Origin of the sequence: Micromonospora coriariae (genome assembly GCF_900091455.1) — a bacterium.
Lineage (GTDB): Bacteria > Actinomycetota > Actinomycetes > Mycobacteriales > Micromonosporaceae > Micromonospora > Micromonospora coriariae.
This window is the reverse complement of the sequence record NZ_LT607412.1, coordinates 1-17,338: the sequence shown is the minus strand read 5'-3', so window position 1 is coordinate 17,338 and position 17,338 is coordinate 1. Positions and strand designations below refer to the sequence as shown.

Sequence of the window (17,338 nt, the reverse complement as noted above, 5' to 3'; positions counted from 1 at the left end):
GGGCGGGGCCCTGTGAGGGAATGGCCGGAGTGTTGGGTCGCTTCCGCATAACCCGCTGCGACCGCCAGGCGGGATTGGTGCGTTACTGGAGAGATCCGAGCGCTTGGACGTGGAAGGGCACGAGTTCGTCGTGCCGGCCGTCGCGGATCTTCGCTGTCCAGGCGGGATCGGCGAGCAGGGCACGCCCGGCGGCCACGAGGTCGGCCTCGCCGCGTTCCAGTAGTTGCACGACACTGCCCAGGTTGGCGTTGCCAACGCCTGCCCCGGTGCGGATCGAGTCTAGGAACTCCGGTCCATCGAGCCCCACCGAGCCGACGGCGATTGTCGGGCGACCGGACAACTTTCGGGTCCACCCGGCCAGCGTGAGCGGCGAATCCGGGAACGCGGGTAGCCAGAAACGTCGGGTCGAGCAGTGGAAAACGTCGACACCGGCGGTTAGCAGTGGCGCGAGAAACGACTCAAGCTCGGCCGGTGTTTCCGCCAGATGTGCGGTGTAGTCGTCCATCTTCCATTGGGAGAAGCGGAGGAAGATGGGAAAGTCTTTCGCCACCACGCGCCGGCACGCGGCCACGATCTCGGCGGCGAACCGAGTTCGCCCGGCAAGGTCACCGCCGTAGCGGTCGGTACGCCGGTTGGTTCGCTCCCAGAAGAACTGATCGATGAGGTAACCATGCGCGCCGTGGAGTTCGACGCCGTCAAAGCCCAGGCGTTCGGCCTCCGCCGCCCCTCGCGCGAACGCCGCGATCACGTCATCGATCTGCGCCTGTGTCATCGGCGCCGTGACGGGCTCGCCGCTGCTGGAAAGTCCGGAGGGGCCAACCGGTGGCACGCTCGGGTTCGGCAGATCACCTGGTTTGCGGTCGGTACCGACGTGCCACAACTGCAGGACGATCCGGCCGCCGGCGGAACGCACCGCGTCGACAACGCGAGCCCAGCCGGCCAGTGGCGCGGCGCCGAAGATGCGAGGGACGGCCGGGCTGTTCGCCGAGGCAGGGTGATCCACGACCGTGCCCTCGGTGATGATCAGTCCTGCCCCGTGTTCGGCGCGGCGGGCGTAGTACGCGGCGACGTCCCGGCCCGGTATGCCATCCGGCGAGTGGGTCCGCGTCATGGGCGCCATCACGATCCGGTTCGGCACGGTGAGCCGGCCGATGGTGAACGGACGAAATAGTGCCGCGATGGGGTCCGCGGTCGATGTTGGCATGCTGAATCCTCGAATCTGATCGGTTGACTGGAGGCTGGTGCGCGACTAGCGGAAGTCCGCTGCGTGGTCGAGAGCCCACTGCCGGAATTCGCGGGCCGGAACTCCGGTGACCTGCTCCACGGTCGTGGTGACCGGCTCCGGCGCGTCGATCATGGCGGCCCACCCGTCGAGCGCCATGTCCACGAACGCCGGATCGCCCCACGCGGCCAGCAGAGACTCGCGCGCCTCGGCACGAGGCTGCTCCTCCCACCGAAGGTCGCGGTCGATCGCCGTCCCGATGAGCCGTACCTGCTTCAGTTGGCTGGCGGCCTCGGGCCCGGTGAGGGTGTACGCCGCCCCGACGTGCCGATCCTCGGTCAGCGCCAGGGCGGCCACCGCTACCAGGAGGGCCGGATCCCGGAGTCCCTGCACACCACGCTCACTGACAACGACCTCGCCGAGGTCGACACGACGGTGGCCGGTTCCCCGGCCAACGAAAGCAAGTTCCTCTATTCCGCGTTCCGGAGGAACGTGATGGCCACCGGCGGAACCGATCTTGCCAAGATCCCCGAGGGCACCCGCTACACCACCTACAAGGGCCCAATCGCTCCCGACCTGGTCCGGATGCAGTGGGATAACCACAGTCACAGGACCACGGAGGTCGTGGACCGCGCGGGGCCGAGCGCACCGCAGCGGTGGGACAATCAGCCGCGGGTCCCTGGGGCACCGCAGTTGTCGCCCACCCTGTTCCAGGCGCAGCCGGGCAGGTGGGACGGCAGCGAGTTGTACAACGCGGTCTCGCTCTGTTCGTTCTGCCGGCAGGGCAACACGTTCTTTCCGCTGACGCACCTGGTCTCCGGCGCCAGCGCCGAGATCCAGGACGGCGCCTACGCCTTCGTGCCGGAGAACATCCACCTGTACACCGCGGACGGGCAGGAGGTACCGCAGACATTCAACGTGCTGTGGGGTCCCTCCTATGTCCTCCCGGAGCAGGCGAACCGCTACCGGCTGACCACCACCGACTTGGCCGGCACCACCACGACGGCATGGACCTTCACATCGTCGGCGCCGGCCGCGGACCAACGGCCGCAAGGCTTTGCCTGTCCCGACGACGGCGGCGTCGCCTGCCACGCCGAGCCGCTGCTGTTCCTGCGCTATGACGGCGGGGTCGACCCCACCAACGCCGTGACGGCCGGCGGCTCGCACGAGCTGAAGATCACCGCCTACCACCAGTTCCCGCACACCTCGCCGGTCGCCGGCCTGGAGCTGTCGATCAGCACGGACGGCGGGGTCACCTGGCAGCAGGTGAAGGTCCACGCCAAGCGAGGCGGCGACTACAGCGGGAGCTATCGGATCCCGCGACTGTCCGACACCAACGGAAAGGTCAGCATCAAGGCCAAGGCGGCCGACGCCGACGGCAACACCATCGAACAGACCGTCATGGACGCGTTCAGCATCAGGTAGGCAACCGGGTGGCGAAGGCTCGCAAGAGCCTTCGCCACCTCGCTGGAGTGGCAACCCAGGGCGAGGCCACCACAATCGAATGCCAGCCCTCGCCGGACAGCAGCCCAGCCGTGCCCCCAGCAGCCAGCGCCGCCCGCGGCACTCCACCCACTCGTACGCACCACCAAGCAGGCCGAGCGTTGGCCCCGCGACAAGGGAACCGATCAGCCGGACTGCCGTCATGATGGCAATGGAGCGCAGGACCTGCAGGTCGGCCGACGTGCCGTCTTCCAGGTACCCCCCGCTCCACCGACGACTGACCAGCAGCACAAGCAGGTAGTAGACCAGCGTGGCCAGCGCCAACAGCCCGGTAGCACCGACAGCGGCTCGTCCAGCGTCCGCGGCGGAACGGCCGAACAGGAAGGCCGCCAGACCCCAGGCGAAGCCACTCCTGGTGAGCGCGACCACGACCTGACCGACAACAGCCCCGGCAAAGTCGGCGGCGAACGAGAGCAGCCCCAACACGACTGCGGCGACGGCGACGACGGCGGAATGGGTGCGGCGACGACCATCTACGGCACAACGTCGGTCACGCCCAGCCTCCTCGCACGTGCCCGCCCACCGTACCCAAGTCCGCCACGATCATGACAACAACCGAACACGCGGATTTCGTGGTGGTCGGTGCCGGCACCGCCCGCTCCGTCGCACGGCGGCTCGCCGCAGCGCACCGACTGGCTCTGCCGCCGGGTCTACGAGCTGATGGCCAAGGTCGGGGTCCGCAAGGTCCGACCGTACGACGCCCGGCACGCCTGCCTGACCTACCTCGCCGGCGCCGGAGTTCCCGACGTCGTCCTCGCGGCCTGGGCCGGCCACGCCGACGGCGGCACGCTCGCCAAGCGGGTCTACGTCCACCCCGACAGCAGCCACCTCAAGGTGGCGGCCGAGTACCTCGAATCAGGGCTGTTTGGATGACTCGAGCGCCCGAAATTCAGCAGTACGGGCGTACGTGAGAAATTGTGAGACGAAACGGCAAAGGCCCCGACTCGCCGAAGTGAATCAAGGCCTCTGACCTGCCGAAACTCCGTCGGGACGGCCGGATTCGAACCGACGACCCCTTGACCCCCAGGACGATTTGCTAAGCGTTTCCGCACGCCACACACGCTGTGCGCATGATCAAGCCGTTCTCTCGACGGTGTACCGCTTAGCATCGCGCACCACGTGCGGTCCCCGCCTGGTCCCCCGGTCCGTGGATGGTCCGGCCGGCCCGCTGATCCGTAGCCTCGGCGGCCCCGTCCAGAACCGTCCGCATCCGGCTCGCGTCCCTGGCTCTACGGCTACCACTGTCCTCGTCCGTCGCTGGGCGTCCAGGGCCGTTGCTGTCAGCCGTTGCTGTCAGCGGCGGTCAACGTCAGCTTGGGAATTGTTGATGTCCGGCAGGCCACCGGCTTGGCGGCCTGGTCTCGGCAGTCTCTCGTGGCGTCGGTTGGCCCCTGTTGTCCTCGCCCAATGGCACGCTAATGGCACGCCGGTGCCCGTCGCGACCGCTGGCGCGGAAGTGGTCGCCAACCTGCCGCTTTCCTCCGACCCTCATCGGTCGGCTCGGCTGTACGAAGGCCTGTACAGCCACACGGCTGTAGCACCAGCTGGCAACACCGGGAACAAGCCCGAGCCAAGTGATCATTGCTTGACGACAACGGTCATGTGGCGCCTGTCACACACTGCCGTCAGGCCACCTCCGATCCCTTCGAGTTTGTCAGTGCCTCGTGTGAGGCTCTGCCCGATGAGCGATCTTGTGCGGTTGAGAGACGTCGAGCAAGCAGATCTTGAGGTGTTCCACGAGCAGGAGCGCGATCCGGAGGCCGCGCAACGGTCAAAGTTTCCTCCTCGCGATCGAGAGAAATTCATGACGCATTGGGCCACGAAGGTGCTTGGAGACCCCTTGGCCTTCGTGCAGACGGTCACCGTGGATGGCGAACCTGCTGGTCATGTCGTGGCCTGGTGGGAGCAGGATAAGCGTTTCATCGGGTACTGGCTGGGTCGCCGGCACTGGGGGCGGGGCGTCGGCACGAAGGCGCTGACGCTCTTTCTCCGCCGCGAGAAAACCCGCCCGCTCTATGCTGATCCCTTTGCCGGGAACACGGGTTCGGTGCGGCTGCTGGAGAAATGCGGCTTTCAGCGGGTCGGGACGGTTCGGCACGGCGAGCAGGAACACACCGTGCTCGTGCTGCGTGAGGAATAGGGCCAGTGCTCGCTCGTGACGAGGCGAATGGCGTCTGCGATCGGGGTCGTGGTTGCGACATCTGTCCCACGGCATCCGTTAGCCCTTTGGGGCCGACGTGTGAACCACACGGAGCGGGAGCCGGATCTCCTCGCCGGGCACCCGACCAGGCACCGGGGTCTCGCCACATGTGGATGGGCTACGTAATGCACGAGGCAGGGCAGCGGTGAGCGGCCCAGCTAAGCCGCCCCGCACGCTGCTCCACGAGCGCGGCTTCCGGTCGTTCTTCCTCGCGCACAGCGTCTCGCAGTTCGGTGACCGGATCTCCGAGCTGGCGTTCCCGCTCCTCGCGGTGCTGATTCTCGACGCGACGCCCGCTCAGGTGTCGGTACTGACCGCGCTGGTGTGGCTGCCGAACCTCACCGCCGTCTTCCTCGGCGCCTGGGTGGATCGTCAGGCCCGCAAGAAGCGACTCCTGGTGGCCGCAGACCTGATCCGGGGTGGGCTGCTGCTGACCGTGCCGGTGGCGTTCGCCTTCGACGCCGGCACGCTAGCCCAGCTCTACGTCGTCGCACTGCTGACCGGCGCCGCGTCGGTGCTGTTCGACACGACCTACCCGGCCTTTTTCGTGTTGCTCGTGAACCGCTCCCAGTATCTTGCTGCCAACAGCGCGCTCAGCGGCAGCCGGTCACTCTCCTTCATCGCCGGCCCGGCCCTCGGTGGCGCCCTGGTCCAGACATTGACGGCGCCGGTCGCAATGCTCGTGGACGCGGTCTCGTTCCTCGCCTCGGCGCTAGGCATCGGCCGGATCCGGGTGACGCATGCGACTGGCGACGAGGGCGGACCCGGGACCGCCAGACTGTGGCGGCAGGCCTGGGACGGGCTCCGGTTCACGCTCGGCCATCCCGTCCTCCGGGCGAGCCTCGCCTGCGCGACAACCAGCAACTACTTCACCTTCATGTTTGTCACCCTGCTCGTGCTCTTCGCCAGCCGTACACTCGACATCCCCGCCGGGTTGCTCGGCCTCGCGCTCGGGGCCGGCGCGCTCGGTGGGCTGCTGGGCGCGGTCGCCGCGCCCCGACTGTCTGCCCGAATCGGGATCGGCCGCAGCATCGTGATCGGCGCAGTGGTCTTCCCGGCCCCAATCGCGCTGGTCGCCGTAGCCGATGGGCCGCTCTGGCTGCGGACAGTCCTGGTCGGCGGAGCGCAGTTCATCTCCGCGCTCGGCGTGATGCTCTTCGACGTCAACCTCAACACGCTCAAAGCCGCCGTGATCCCCGACGCCCTGCGCAGCCGGGTGGTCGGCGCGTACTCGACGATCAACTACGGCGTCCGTCCGCTGGGCGCCCTGACGGGCGGAGCCCTGGGTACCTGGCTCGGCCTCCGCCCGACGCTATGGATCGCGGCGATCGGGGGGACGATGTGCGTGCTATGGCTGCTTCCCTCGCCGATCCCGGCAGTGCGTTCTCTAGAGCACCTCGACGGCCCCGACCAGATCCAGCCCCACCTCACGACAACCGGCCCATGAGGCGTGGACTTCCAGGATTGAGCCGGCAGGCCGGCTTAGGCGCCCGCCTTCACTTGGCTCGTCGAGCGCTGGCACCTGTTGCACAACTTCCCAGCAGCGGTCGAAAGATGCTCATCGCACCCCAGGCGCTACTGGCACACCACCCCCCTGACAGAGCGGATTGCTCGAAGCGTGGCGCCTAGCGCTGAAGCGGATCTCCTCGTCGGGCAGTCGCAGACCGTCCAGCCTCCCCGGACGGGGACCAGGTGGAGCACCCTACTGGACGTACGACCTGGTCCCCGCCCGGGGAGGCTGGTAGCCCTTGTGGTGCCCGGCGAGGTGATCTGCGGCGGCATCTCTGAGGAGGGTTGGGGTTCGGGGCGAAGCCCCGAGGTCTTCAAGGGCTTGGTCGCTCCAAGCGTGGCCGGCCGGCCCGGCCGATGCCGGCCGGAGGTCGCCAGCAGGCCGGGGCCGGGCCGGCGCGGCCCGCTTTGCGGGCCGCCTTCAAGGCGTACAGAAACATGAACCACTTCGCCGGCAGCGCCGGCATCGTCGCCCGGCAATCGTCGGGCAGCCCGGCCGGCCCCACCTCGGCGGTTGTGCAGCCGCATTGCGGCGCCCACCTGATGATCCCCACGAAAGGCAACCAGCCCACCCTGTTCGCCCAGCTCAAATCCCTGCCCTGGCCCGACGTCCCCCTCGGCGACCGCCGCCGCGACCGCGAGAGCATGGCCCTGGCCTTCGAGGGACCACTCAAGGGCAGCTCGACCTACAACAAGCAGCCCAGCCTCCGCTTCGTCGGCCGGGACGCCGCGATCGTCGTCAGCGAATCCGGCATCCTGTTCGCCGGCGAGACCGAGGTTCCGGACACAGCCAAGGTGAACGCGACCTGGGTCCTCGAGAAGCGGGACGGCCAGTGGCTGATCGCTGCCTATCACAACAGCCCGGCGCTGACGCCCGGGCAGTAAACCATTTCCTACAACCGGTAGTGCCATATGTAGTAGCGCATAGGTCTGATTTCGCTGACCCTGATGTTCGAGCTCTGCTGCCGAATCGCGTGAAGCCCCTGTTCAAAGCAGTCTTGAGTAGAGATCAACTTTGAACAGGGTCTCACGTGGACGCCATCGTGACATCCACCGCTGTCCTTGCCGTTACGGGATTCGCGCTACTGACCGACGCACGGCACCGTAATGGCCGGGGCGCACATCCAGGTATCTTGGTGTGCCATCCGGATCTGGCCCGATCCGAGTGTTACGGATCGTGACCGCTTGCGTCCGGAGGGACGTCCGGAGACGTCGATGAGCGGGGGTGGCCCTGGTGGCCCGGGCCTGCCAATCCTTTTCGCTGCTTTTTGGATGGTGGTAACCGCGGCGGCCCACTCGGCTGAACCAATGCAGTGCCCGTCGGCGCGCTCCGACACCAGGACCTCGGTGGCGATGAAGCCTGCACCCTGCCGATGGTGGGCAGATGCTGACGCGTCGCTCGGTGTATAGGGCAGCCCGGCCGCCCCGACCCCGAGGACCGGGCTGTCCGTCGCGGACGCCCGGTCCCCGGAAGGCTCCCGGTATTCAGGGGAGCAGGCCCAGCGCTCGAAGTGTTGCCTGTTCTCGGACGCCATCGGGATGACCTTCTCCTGTTGTCAGGCGCTCCGGCGCTTCGTCGGCGGCGAGGAGTCCCCGGTACTACTTCATGAACGCCCGGCGTACGGGCGGTCCCGGTCGTGGATCGCGAGCTGTGCCAGAGCAAACACGGTCATCGCGGCATGTCGCCAGCCGGTGATCGTCCGCTCCGTGCGCTGTTTGTTGTCGGTCGGTTCGACGCGGTGTGGGCGGGTCGGCTACGTGGAGTCAGTGCCTGGAGGTGCCGACGTCCACCGGACAGATGGCCTTCTCCCAACGGCAACTGTCTATAGCCGCGGTAGTCGCACAGCGCAGGGGCTACCCCGACTCGCGACGCGTGCGAACGGTAAAACAGGGGCACCAGCGAGTCATCCCCGCCGGCCTCAGCCCGGCGGCGCTGCTGCAGAAGCGGGCCGCCGAGCAGCAGAAGCAGGCCAGCCGTTGTAGGTGAGTCGGTAGCGAGCCGCAGGAGGCAGCGCGAGGCTCGGTACGAGTTGAACCGGGTCCTTGCATGCAGGGGCGCCCGGTGCTTCGGCTGCACCTGGCCGACGATCGGCGGGCAGCAGGCGGTCAGCCTTCCCGGTAGGCGGGCAGCCCGAGCGCGGTGCGGACTCTGCCGGCCTCCCGGGCTCCGCTGTGCGCCGCTGCTGCGCGGATCTCCCGCATCAGCGCGTCGGCGTCCGCCGCCTCGCCGGCGCGCCGCCAATGCCGTAACGCGACGTCGTTCTCCTTGAGGAGTGCGCCCATCGGCGCCCGAACCTCTGCCGGCCAGACCGTCTCGCGCAGCTCAACCGCGTGCGCCGCGTTGGTCCGGGCCACGTCGGCGGCCAGCGTACGGGCCGTCCTCCACGGCTTCCCGGCGTTGACCGCGTCCTCCAGCTCCTCCAACGCGGTGTTGTACGGCGCCACGATCGCCAGGTAGCGGTTCTTCGCCTCAGTAGGCGTCAGCCCTGCCGGGGTGGTCGGCGCGGCGTTCTGCCAAACCGGCGCTGGAGCTTGCGGGTCGACCTGTTCGCCTCCACCGCACCCGGCGAGCAGCACGAGCAGGGTCAGGACGGCGGTCCAGCGACGCACGGAAACTTCCCATCTGTCGAGCTCCGAGACACCGGGAGTCTAGGGGCGCACCTGCCCGGGCGACTACCCAGCGACGGCGGCGCCGCCGGTGGGAAGTTGAACGCGGATCCGTTCACCGGCAACCGGGACGCCTTCGGCGGCAGTATCCCGATCAGCAAAGTCGAGGTGGATGGCCACTTCTTCAACATGACGGAGGCCGCGGTGGGTGCCTCGCCCGGTGTGGGCCTCAGCCAGCGTTGCGAGGAGGTCGAGGGTTTCGGTGGGATTGAGGATGGCGACCTAGCCGACCCGGCGGGATCTGATCTGCATCCGGTGGAGATCGCCGCGCGAACCGGCCGATTCGAGCGCACCATACGTCGACACTGGCCGCCGTCCACTGACATCGCCATGTCGTTCGTCAACGGCCCGCACGCCCGCTACGTCGCTGACCCTGGGCCGCTGACGTCCCGGTCTGGCAACTTATCGGCCCTTCCATCGCGGATGAGATCGACTTTCGCGTCTCTCGGCCACTCCGAGCACATTTCCGTTTGGTTCTGCCACCCATACGGCCGCTGGTTCCTGCTCCAGCGTTGTTTTAGATTGCTCTCCTCATGCCTGTCTCGAGAGGTGAGTAGGCATCGACATCCAGAGGAATTTTAGTGTCGCAGTCTTTTTCGCCCGAACCGCCGTCGCTCAACCAGTCGCCGTCCGGTGACCAACCCGCCGAAGCCCCGGCTGTTGGGCTCACCGCCGCACGACCAATCCGTGAATGGACTGTCCTGGGAGCAGGTATTGCTGCCGTCATCGGCTCGTTCATGCCGTGGGGCAAGGTGAGCGCACCGATCATTGGCACGGTCACCGTGTCGGGTGTCGACGGATCGGACGGTTGGATCACGGCGGGTCTCGGCCTAGTGCTGGTCGTCTACGCCGGCATGACCTTGCGCGGCCAGCGCACCCACATGGCCGTGCCCGTCCTTGCCGTCCTTGCTGCCCTCGGGCTGCTCGGTGCGGGCGCATGGAAGATCGCTGACCTGCAGGCGACTGAGGCGGAAACGCGAGCGAAAATGTCCGGGGAGGACGATGTCCTCGGCCTCGGAAAGGCGATGAGCGAAGCTGTGCAGGTGAGCGTCGGCTCCGGGCTCTGGTTGCTGACCTTCGCTGGGTTGGCGGGCTCGGTCGCCATGGTTCTCATCATCGTCGGCCATTATCGCGGCCGTGACAGCAGCTGATGTCGGTGCCACCGAAAGCGAGTCCGGCGGCAGCGCCTCGCCAGCTCGCCTGACGGAAACGGCCCGGGCCCGGAGCATGTGCTTCGGCCGGGCTGTTTGCTGTGGGAGTTGTCGCTGTTGCTGGGGAGCCGCTGCCAAATTCCACTCCGGCCACGGCGCCGGCCGTTGGTAGGCGCGGACGTCCGTACAGCAATCCAGCGAACCGAACGCGTCCGGGTATGCGCTCAGAAGGTTCTCCAGTGCGCTCGGTCGCGGTAACGGAGCAACCCAGGGGTTCGAGAAGCGCCTGCAAATACTGCTGAGCGAACGCGCTGCCGAAGATGTAGGTCATCCGACGAAGATCGACGGCCGGGAGCATCCTGGTGCGGAGACTCATGTGCCCTTGTGAGGGGTGCGGGGGCGGGCGGCGGCGTCGCCGGTGTCAGGGAGGGCCGGATTCGCCGCGTACGTTCCAGTTCAGGCAGCTCCAACGAGGGGTGCCGGGACGGACGGTGCGGTTGCGTTGTTCGGACAGCGAGCACGGCCAGGCCGGGCGCGTTGCTCACCCTGCAGCCTCACGCGGCAGGGGAGCCATCGGGGATCGAGGCGTGTCGCGGCGGTACCGTGCGCGCCATGATCCGCAACGCCATGATCTTAATTCCTCTTCTCGCTCTGCCTCTGACCGCTTGCGCAGGCAACGCCGATAAGCCAGACGCTGCTGCGTCCTCGACATCCGCGGCGCCTTCGGCGATCGCGCCGCCAAGTGCGGCTGCCAGCCCGACCGTGCAGGCGCCTGACGGGCAGGAGGAGCTCCGCCAGGCGGTGTTGGCGTACTCGGACGCCTTCCTCGACGCGAAGCCCACGGTCGCGTACGACCTGTTCTCGGCCAGGTGCAAGGATCGCGTAACCCTCAGCGAGTTCACCGGCATGCTGACTGCGGCCAAGCAGATGTACGGCAAGGCGATGCCGCTCAAGAGCTTCGATGCGCAAATCTCGGGTGATCTCGCTCGAGTGACCTACACGTACGACGTGCCTGCGCTGAACCAGACCAAAGAGCCATGGGTACGGGAAGACGGCAAGTGGAAGCAGGACGACTGCTAGGAGAAGAGCGGGCACCGTTGCATTGAGCGTTGGCAAGATCGAGGCAGGCTTGAGCAGTGAAGTCATCGACCCGTCCGGACCGTGGCTGCCTCCGAAGTCGGCGTTCGCCGGATTCGGTTCCCGACCGAGGTGATCGTGGTCGCGGTTCGCTGGTATCTGCGCTTCAACCTCTCGTATCGCGACGGTGAGGAGCTGCTGGTCGAGCGTGGCGTCGAGGGCGATCACGTCACCGTCTACCGGTGGGTGTAGCGGTTCACGCCGCTGCTGGCCGACGCCGCCCGATTCTCCCGCCACTCGCCGACGCGGCCCGGCGGTTCGTCCGCCGGGCACTGTCGACGTTGAAGGTGACACCCGCGGAGGTGGTCACCGACGCCGCCGCGGTCTACCCCGGCGTCCTGGATGAGCTGATCCCGTCCGCGTGGCACCACGTCGAGCGGTACGCCAACAATCCGATCGAGGCTGGTCACAGCCAGCTGAAACACCGGTTGAGACCGATGCGCGGCCTACGGACGAACAAGACGGCACAGGTGATCATCGCTGGCCACGCGTTCATGCAGAACCTACGCCGCGGACACTACGAACTCGCCATCGAAGCCCCGCCGGCTACACGGGTCGCCGCCGCGTTTACCGAACTCGCCCAGGCAAGGGGCTGGATGCATGAAGGCGGTCGCTACCTGTGCGAGGACCCCGCCACGGGTGAAATGCTGTGCGCTCCGGCTACGCCCGCCTGAACTCTTGTCAAACCCGGGGCCCACGCCCCAGTTGACAACCCCGGCCTCCGCGCTGTGGTTTCTTCCGTCGGAACGCCCTGCCTTCGATGACGTCCGCAGCCGTCCATACTGTTCGTGCCGACCGGTTCCAAGCCGTACACCACGATTCTCGCAGGAAGTGATTGTCATGGCTCGCAAAGGGATCACGTTGCACAGCGCCGACAAGGCCAAGGAGCTCTTCATGCGGGTGTCGATGCAGTAGCCGATGATCCCGACCGGAGTGCACATCCTTGATCGCGCAGAGGTACAGCTTGCCCTCGGCGGTGGGATGTTCGGTGAGGTCGGTCAGCCACAGCCGGTCCGGCGTTTCGGCGGTGAAGCGGCGCCGCACCAGGTCGTCATGCACTGGCGGGCCCGCCCGCCTCGTGAGGCCCCTTGCACTTGGCGAACACCGACCAGATCCGCTGCGCTGAGCCCGGCCTGGCCACCCTGTTGACGCCGGCGGTGATGCCGTGGGCGGGCAGTTCATCGGCGATGAACCGATACCCGAACGCCGGATCATCGGCGTGGATGTCCAAGGCGGCGTTGATCAGATAGGCGTCCTCCAGGTCACGACGGGTGACCGGGTTCGCTTTCCACGCATAGTGGGCCTGCTTGCTGAAGCCCAGCACCCGGCAGGTCACCGCGACGGGGATCCCGTCCGCGGCCAGGTCACGACCAGCGGGTACATCATTTTGGGGCGATCTCCTTGGCGAAGAACCCCGCCGCCCGATGCAGGATCTCGTCTCCTGCTCGAGGAGCTTGTTACGCCGCCGCAGCTCCCGCAGCTCTGCGGACTCACTGCTGGTGGTCCCGGGACGACCCCCGTCCTCGATGTCAGCGAGCTTGAGCCAGCGGTGCAGACACGACTCGGAGATCCCGAAGTCCTTCGCGATCTGCGCGATGAGCGCCTCACCCTTGCGGGCGACCGCGACGACGTCACGGCGGAACTCGGGCGGGAACGCTTTCGGCATGACAGACATGCTCCCAGCGAGGAACGCATCCTCACAGGTCAGGAGTCAACCGAACCGGGGGCAGTCCCCTTCACCGGGCAGGTGCCGCACTTCTGGAGGATTCTCGATCTAGGCAATCCAGATCATTCCAGGTAGGACGGCATCTCCTTCACGTCAGGGCCGGCAACCAGCTGTCACGCCATCGAGCCCAGAAATTCGTGAGGCTGGATGTCGGCGAGCCGTTCGTTCTGCTAACAGAGCGGACGCCCTTTCGCGTCGACCGACGTGGTCTTCTTAACAGCTCGCCAGACCATCTTCCGCAGCCCGACACCCGAGGCTCGGATGCGCCGCGTCAGCCCATGTGCTGGTCGTCAGACGTCACGAACGTCCGCAGATGGTCAACCGCCGCAGAGAGCGCGTCCTGCAGGGGGCCGATGTCCCGGGCGACCTGAGCGAGGAGCGTGCCGCCTTGATACGCCGCGAGGAACATGTCGGCGAGCCGCGCGGGGTCGGCGGACGCGTCGATGCGGCCGAGTTGCCGCATGCGATCGAGCCCGACGCGGAAGATCTCGCGCCACTGCGCGAACACCTCCGCGAGCCGGTCGTGCACGTCGAGATCGGTCTTGACGATTTCGCTCGCGAGCGAGCCGAGGCTGCAGCCGTCCTCGAACGGACGCCCCGAGAGGACGTAAAAGTCCGTCCAGTCCTGGAACGCCTCGACGGTGTCGAAGCCGGCAAACCGTTCGCTGCGATGGAAGCCGAGGACGCTGTCGGCCTGCCAGTCGATGACCGCCAGGACGAGGCTCTCCTTGGTGGGGAAGTAGTGACTCAGCTGCGATCCACTCACGCCTGCAGTGCGGCGGACGAGCTCGTTGTTGGTTGCGTGGACCCCTTTGCTGTAGATCAACGCGGCCGCATGCTCCAGTATTCGCTCGCGCGTGGCCTGGCCTTTGGGAGTGAGCTTCTGGGCTGCATCCGCCCCGTTGTCCACCTGCATGTCATCAAGGTAACACAAACTGGGCTTGCCAACCCATTCTCGATGGTGTTCACTCAAGCGAGTGGACGAAATAGTCCAGTAACGTCACACGGAGGTTCATCACGATGGCTCGCCTGACCGCTCCCGCGCCCGCCGACATCGACGCGAAGACGCGGGGCGCCCTCGACGCCATCGCGAAGCAGTTCGGCTTCGCGCCCAGCATGTTCACCACGCTCGCCGCGAACCCGGCAGTGCTCGAGATCGTGATGGGCCTGCAGGGCAGCATCGCGAAGCTCTTGGACGCGAAGACGCGCCACACGATCGCCCTCGCGGTCTCTCAGTCGAACGGCTGCCACTACTGCCAGGCACTCCACGGTTTCATCTCGTCGAACCTCGGCGGTATGTCGGCGGAGGAGATTGAGCTCGCCCGCATGGGCACGTCCAGCGACCCGAAGCGCGCCGCCGTCGCGAAGTTCGCGCAGCACGTGATCGAGACGCGTGGCCAGGTCAGCGACGAGGACCTCGCAGCGATCCGCGAGGTCGGGTATATCGACCCGGAGATCCAGGCGATCGTCACGATCGTGGTCGTCACCCTGCTCACGAACTACCTCAACAACGTCAGCGACACCGTCGTCGACGTCCCCGGCGCCGACCACCAGTCGGCCTGACTTTCCTCTCCACCCGCCGTTCAATCGACAGAAAGCGCGACGTTGAATCTCGACAAGCTGATCACAAAGCACCTCACCCGCTACTTCGACCCGAGCAAGAAAATCCCAGAGGAGACGTTCCAGCAGCTGCTGCGTTACCTGCGCACCTCGCCGACGACGATCAACATCCAGCCGAACCGTTTCCACGTGCTGGAGACGCAGGATGGCAAGGACAAGCTCGCGGACGCACTGGTCGGCCGCTTCGCGGACAACGCGGAGAAGGTGCGCAACGCGTCGCACGCCATCGTCTTCACGACGCGCAAGGACATCCCCGACACGCACCTGCAGGAGATCTTCGAGAAGGAGCGCGCCGACGGGCGCTTCGCCGACCCGGAGATCCAGAAGGGATGGGAGGCGGGCGCCTCCAACTTCGTGGACATCCAGACGGAGAACTATGGCGGGGACGTGCTCCACTGGCTTGAGAAGAACACCTACCTCGTCGTCGGCGCCACGATGATGGCCGCCGCATCCCTCGGGGTGGACGCGACGCCGCTCGAGGGCTTCGACCGCACGACCGTGGACGCGGCCTTCGACCTGACCGACACCGGCTACACGACCACGCTGCTTATGGTGCTCGGCTACCCCGACGAGGCTCGGGTCTCCCGCCAGCCGGTCTCGCGGTTCGACGCGGAGAAGATCTTCACGCACATGTGACGGACGGGGCGGACATCGGACCGCGGTGCCGGCCCCGTTCACTCCGACTCGATTGTCCGGCATCCGCACCTCATCGACGGACGCCGGGCAACCGACCCCCTAAGGACTTCGAGGAGGTCAAGATGCAGATTGACAAGGCAGTGCAGGATCGAGCCGCGGCCCGCGCCGCCGAGCTTCCCGGCTCCGAGCACACACACCAGTTCACCGGCGACTGGGAGGTATGGAAAGTCGGCGGCAAGGTGTTCATGCTGCAGACGTCCATGCCCGGCGAGCCCGTCGTGATCCTCAAAGCGGATCCATCCGACGCGGAGGCGCTCCGCGCAGCTCACGCGAGCATCTCGCCCGGCTACCACATGAACAAGAAGCACTGGATCACGGTCCGGGCGGGTGCGAACGTCGAGCCCGCGCTTGTCGACAATCTCGTGACCGAGTCGTACCTCCTCGTCGTCGCCAGCCTGCCGAAGCAGAGCCGTCCCGTCGATCCCGCTTCCTTCCGCGTCCCGCCCTCCGCCGACTGATCACGTTGACGCCGACCGCGCACAGAGCGCTGTTGCCCTTTATCCGAGCAGCGCCCGCACCGGCGGATGCCGCCCTTACGTGGCCGGGCCGCGACGACGAGGACCTCACCGTCGGCGTCCTCATCGAGGCGCACGTCCTCGACGACCGCCCGATCGAACCCCACCTGCCGATGAAATACCCTGGTCAAACGCACGCCGTGTTCCGATCTTCGGTTCCTGACCTCCGACAAGCCAGAAACCTATGCTGATCTTGGGACTTCGCCCAACATCAGTGGCCCCTTCTCGGCAGCTTCGCCTGGCGGGTAGGTGCGGTGCCGGCCGGGCGGTCCGTACGGTGTGAGAGTGATCGATGAGTTCAGTGCGCGGTACGCGGACCTGGTAACGGGTTCCTACGACTGTGTGGACCCGATCGTGCTCAACGCCTACTACCCGCTGGGACGCGGTCCGGGTGGGATTCGTACGTGGTGGCGGCGGCTGCACGGGGTCTGATGACCAGCTCGATGACACTCATCTGATGCGGATGGCCGGCCGGTTGGCGCGGCGGGTCAAACCGTGGGGCGCGGCCCACGGGGTGCCGGTCATCTTCTGTAAGGGCGCCGCGCAAATAGGGCAGCGGTTACCGGGCGGATACGAAGCGGGCACATGCATCGGTGATCATGAAGGTCCTGCCCGTACGACCGGCTATCGATCCGACCCACCCGCTGGGCTGTCACCGACCACGTGTCTGACCGGATCGTGTTCGACAAACTCCTGCAAGTCCTGCGATTCGGCTGCTCCTACGAAGGCATCGCCAACAGCACCTGTTCGGCCACCACCATCCGCAACCGCTGCGACGAATGGATCCAACTGGGCGTGTTCGCCCAGTGGCGGCCGCCGCACGCGGCCGGTGCCCATGCCGGCCGGCCACAACCCAAGAATCGAACGCAGAAATAAGGAGATTCGAAAAATGAGCTTGCTGCGGCCTGGAGACCAGTTCCCCGCGCTGACGCTGTCGCTGCCCGGCGGGGAGACCCTGCAAGTGCCCGACGCGCTCGCCGGCGGCTTCGGCGTACTGCTCTTCTACCGTGGCTCGTGGTGCCCGTACTGTACGGCCCAGCTGCGCGCCTTTCAGCGCTCGCTGGAGAAGCTCGCCGAGCTGGACATCAAGGTTGTCGCGGTCTCGGTCGACGATGAGGCCACCACCAAGGAGACGATCGCCCAGCACGGTCTGGAGTTCCCCCTGGGCCACAGCGCGGACGCCACCGCATTCGCCGAGGCGACCGGAGCGTTTGTCAACGAGGACCCGAAGTACCTGCAGTCGACCGGCTTTGTGCTCGACCGGCACGGCAAGGTCGTCGTCAGCGTGTACTCCAGTGGGGCGATCGGACGGCTCGTCCCCGAGGACGTCGCCGGGCTGGTCCGCTACCTGCGCGAGCACCAGGCCGCGTAGGCGGCCGCCCGCCCGGAGGT

Annotated in this window: 18 protein-coding genes and 3 pseudogenes; 16 read left to right on the top strand and 5 right to left on the bottom strand. The window is 66.9% G+C overall.

Annotated elements, in window-relative coordinates; translation table 11 throughout:
* Window positions 1-82: 82 nt before the first annotated feature.
* Both GA0070607_RS00095 and GA0070607_RS00090 read right to left on the bottom strand, forming a co-directional pair.
* Window positions 83-1,204 carry an NADH:flavin oxidoreductase gene (locus tag GA0070607_RS00095; RefSeq protein ID WP_089016330.1) on the bottom strand — a complete coding sequence of 374 codons (1,122 nt, stop codon included), beginning with the start codon at window positions 1,202-1,204 and terminating at the stop codon, window positions 83-85.
* A gap of 45 nt (window positions 1,205-1,249) precedes the next feature.
* A complete protein-coding gene (locus tag GA0070607_RS00090; RefSeq protein ID WP_089016329.1) occupies window positions 1,250-1,579 on the bottom strand; it encodes a Rossmann-fold NAD(P)-binding domain-containing protein in 330 nt (109 codons plus the stop codon).
* Between GA0070607_RS00090 and GA0070607_RS00085 the strand changes: the two genes are divergently transcribed.
* From GA0070607_RS00085 to GA0070607_RS00060, 5 genes are all read left to right on the top strand, one after another.
* A complete protein-coding gene (locus tag GA0070607_RS00085; protein WP_089016328.1) occupies window positions 1,547-2,647 on the top strand; it encodes a hypothetical protein in 1,101 nt (366 codons plus the stop codon). The two genes, GA0070607_RS00090 and GA0070607_RS00085, sit on opposite strands and share 33 nt — an antisense overlap.
* Before the next feature lie 660 nt (window positions 2,648-3,307).
* Entirely contained in the window at window positions 3,308-3,598 is a 291-nt protein-coding gene (locus tag GA0070607_RS00080) for a site-specific integrase (RefSeq protein WP_089016327.1), read from the top strand.
* Window positions 3,599-4,406: 808 nt separating this feature from the next.
* Entirely contained in the window at window positions 4,407-4,865 is a 459-nt protein-coding gene (locus GA0070607_RS00075; protein WP_172898952.1) for a GNAT family N-acetyltransferase, read from the top strand.
* 205 nt (window positions 4,866-5,070) lie between these two features.
* A complete protein-coding gene (locus GA0070607_RS00070) occupies window positions 5,071-6,372 on the top strand; it encodes an MFS transporter (protein WP_089016325.1) in 1,302 nt (433 codons plus the stop codon).
* 500 nt (window positions 6,373-6,872) lie between these two features.
* The gene (locus tag GA0070607_RS00060; RefSeq protein ID WP_197701208.1) at window positions 6,873-7,319 is read left to right on the top strand and encodes an SgcJ/EcaC family oxidoreductase; all 447 of its coding nucleotides are present in this window, start codon (window positions 6,873-6,875) and stop codon (window positions 7,317-7,319) included.
* 1,221 nt (window positions 7,320-8,540) lie between these two features.
* Here GA0070607_RS00060 and GA0070607_RS00055 read toward each other — a convergent pair.
* On the bottom strand, window positions 8,541-9,044 hold the full coding sequence (locus GA0070607_RS00055) for a hypothetical protein (RefSeq protein WP_089016324.1): 504 nt from the start codon (window positions 9,042-9,044) through the stop codon (window positions 8,541-8,543).
* Between the two features lie 96 nt (window positions 9,045-9,140).
* Here GA0070607_RS00055 and GA0070607_RS32160 point away from each other — a divergent pair, with 96 nt between their 5' ends.
* The 5 genes and pseudogenes from GA0070607_RS32160 to GA0070607_RS34020 all read left to right on the top strand — a co-directional run bounded on the left by GA0070607_RS32160 (window position 9,141) and on the right by GA0070607_RS34020 (window position 12,063).
* On the top strand, window positions 9,141-9,683 hold the full coding sequence (locus GA0070607_RS32160; RefSeq protein ID WP_157743026.1) for a hypothetical protein: 543 nt from the start codon (window positions 9,141-9,143) through the stop codon (window positions 9,681-9,683).
* A complete protein-coding gene (locus GA0070607_RS00050) occupies window positions 9,683-10,252 on the top strand; it encodes a hypothetical protein (protein ID WP_157743025.1) in 570 nt (189 codons plus the stop codon). The genes GA0070607_RS32160 and GA0070607_RS00050 overlap by 1 nt, the downstream gene beginning before the upstream one ends.
* 612 nt (window positions 10,253-10,864) lie before the next feature.
* Window positions 10,865-11,332 (top strand): hypothetical protein, encoded by a 468-nt coding sequence (locus GA0070607_RS00045; protein WP_157743024.1) that lies wholly within the window; start codon window positions 10,865-10,867, stop codon window positions 11,330-11,332.
* A 111-nt stretch (window positions 11,333-11,443) separates the two neighbouring features.
* A pseudogene (locus GA0070607_RS34025) lies at window positions 11,444-11,578 on the top strand (IS6 family transposase); the annotation flags it as partial.
* 113 nt (window positions 11,579-11,691) lie between these two features.
* Entirely contained in the window at window positions 11,692-12,063 is a 372-nt protein-coding gene (locus GA0070607_RS34020) for a DDE-type integrase/transposase/recombinase (protein ID WP_408630932.1), read from the top strand.
* A gap of 171 nt (window positions 12,064-12,234) precedes the next feature.
* Here the strand turns inward: GA0070607_RS34020 and GA0070607_RS00035 are convergent.
* A pseudogene (locus tag GA0070607_RS00035) lies at window positions 12,235-13,055 on the bottom strand (IS3 family transposase); the annotation flags it as partial.
* 331 nt (window positions 13,056-13,386) lie between these two features.
* Window positions 13,387-14,031, bottom strand: a complete 645-nt coding sequence (locus GA0070607_RS00030; RefSeq protein ID WP_089016320.1) for a TetR/AcrR family transcriptional regulator — start codon at window positions 14,029-14,031, stop codon at window positions 13,387-13,389.
* 104 nt (window positions 14,032-14,135) lie between these two features.
* Between GA0070607_RS00030 and GA0070607_RS00025 the strand changes: the two genes are divergently transcribed.
* The 6 genes and pseudogenes from GA0070607_RS00025 (at window position 14,136) to GA0070607_RS00005 (ending at window position 17,318) form a co-directional block, all read left to right on the top strand.
* Entirely contained in the window at window positions 14,136-14,678 is a 543-nt protein-coding gene (locus GA0070607_RS00025) for a carboxymuconolactone decarboxylase family protein (protein WP_089016319.1), read from the top strand.
* A 42-nt stretch (window positions 14,679-14,720) separates the two neighbouring features.
* Complete coding sequence (locus GA0070607_RS00020; RefSeq protein WP_089016318.1) at window positions 14,721-15,371, top strand: nitroreductase family protein; 651 nt, start codon at window positions 14,721-14,723, stop codon at window positions 15,369-15,371.
* Window positions 15,372-15,493: 122 nt separating this feature from the next.
* On the top strand, window positions 15,494-15,889 hold the full coding sequence (locus GA0070607_RS00015) for an MmcQ/YjbR family DNA-binding protein (protein ID WP_089016317.1): 396 nt from the start codon (window positions 15,494-15,496) through the stop codon (window positions 15,887-15,889).
* Window positions 15,890-16,231: 342 nt separating this feature from the next.
* Entirely contained in the window at window positions 16,232-16,378 is a 147-nt protein-coding gene (locus GA0070607_RS32155; protein WP_157743022.1) for a hypothetical protein, read from the top strand.
* A gap of 167 nt (window positions 16,379-16,545) precedes the next feature.
* Window positions 16,546-16,753, top strand: a pseudogene (locus GA0070607_RS00010) (transposase); the annotation flags it as partial.
* 82 nt (window positions 16,754-16,835) lie between these two features.
* Entirely contained in the window at window positions 16,836-17,318 is a 483-nt protein-coding gene (locus GA0070607_RS00005; protein ID WP_089016316.1) for a peroxiredoxin family protein, read from the top strand.
* Window positions 17,319-17,338 lie beyond the last annotated feature (20 nt).

Excerpts from the sequence above, each read along its gene's own strand:
- GA0070607_RS00095 (WP_089016330.1), bottom strand. The coding sequence starts at position 1,204 with ATGCCAACATCGACCGCGGACCCCATCGCGGCACTATTTCGTCCGTTC.
- GA0070607_RS00075 (WP_172898952.1), top strand. The coding sequence starts at position 4,407 with ATGAGCGATCTTGTGCGGTTGAGAGACGTCGAGCAAGCAGATCTTGAG.
- GA0070607_RS00060 (WP_197701208.1), top strand. The coding sequence starts at position 6,873 with ATGAACCACTTCGCCGGCAGCGCCGGCATCGTCGCCCGGCAATCGTCG.
- GA0070607_RS00045 (WP_157743024.1), top strand. The coding sequence starts at position 10,865 with ATGATCCGCAACGCCATGATCTTAATTCCTCTTCTCGCTCTGCCTCTG.
- GA0070607_RS00030 (WP_089016320.1), bottom strand. The coding sequence starts at position 14,031 with ATGCAGGTGGACAACGGGGCGGATGCAGCCCAGAAGCTCACTCCCAAA.
- GA0070607_RS00025 (WP_089016319.1), top strand. The coding sequence starts at position 14,136 with ATGGCTCGCCTGACCGCTCCCGCGCCCGCCGACATCGACGCGAAGACG.
- GA0070607_RS00015 (WP_089016317.1), top strand. The coding sequence starts at position 15,494 with ATGCAGATTGACAAGGCAGTGCAGGATCGAGCCGCGGCCCGCGCCGCC.
- GA0070607_RS00005 (WP_089016316.1), top strand. The coding sequence starts at position 16,836 with ATGAGCTTGCTGCGGCCTGGAGACCAGTTCCCCGCGCTGACGCTGTCG.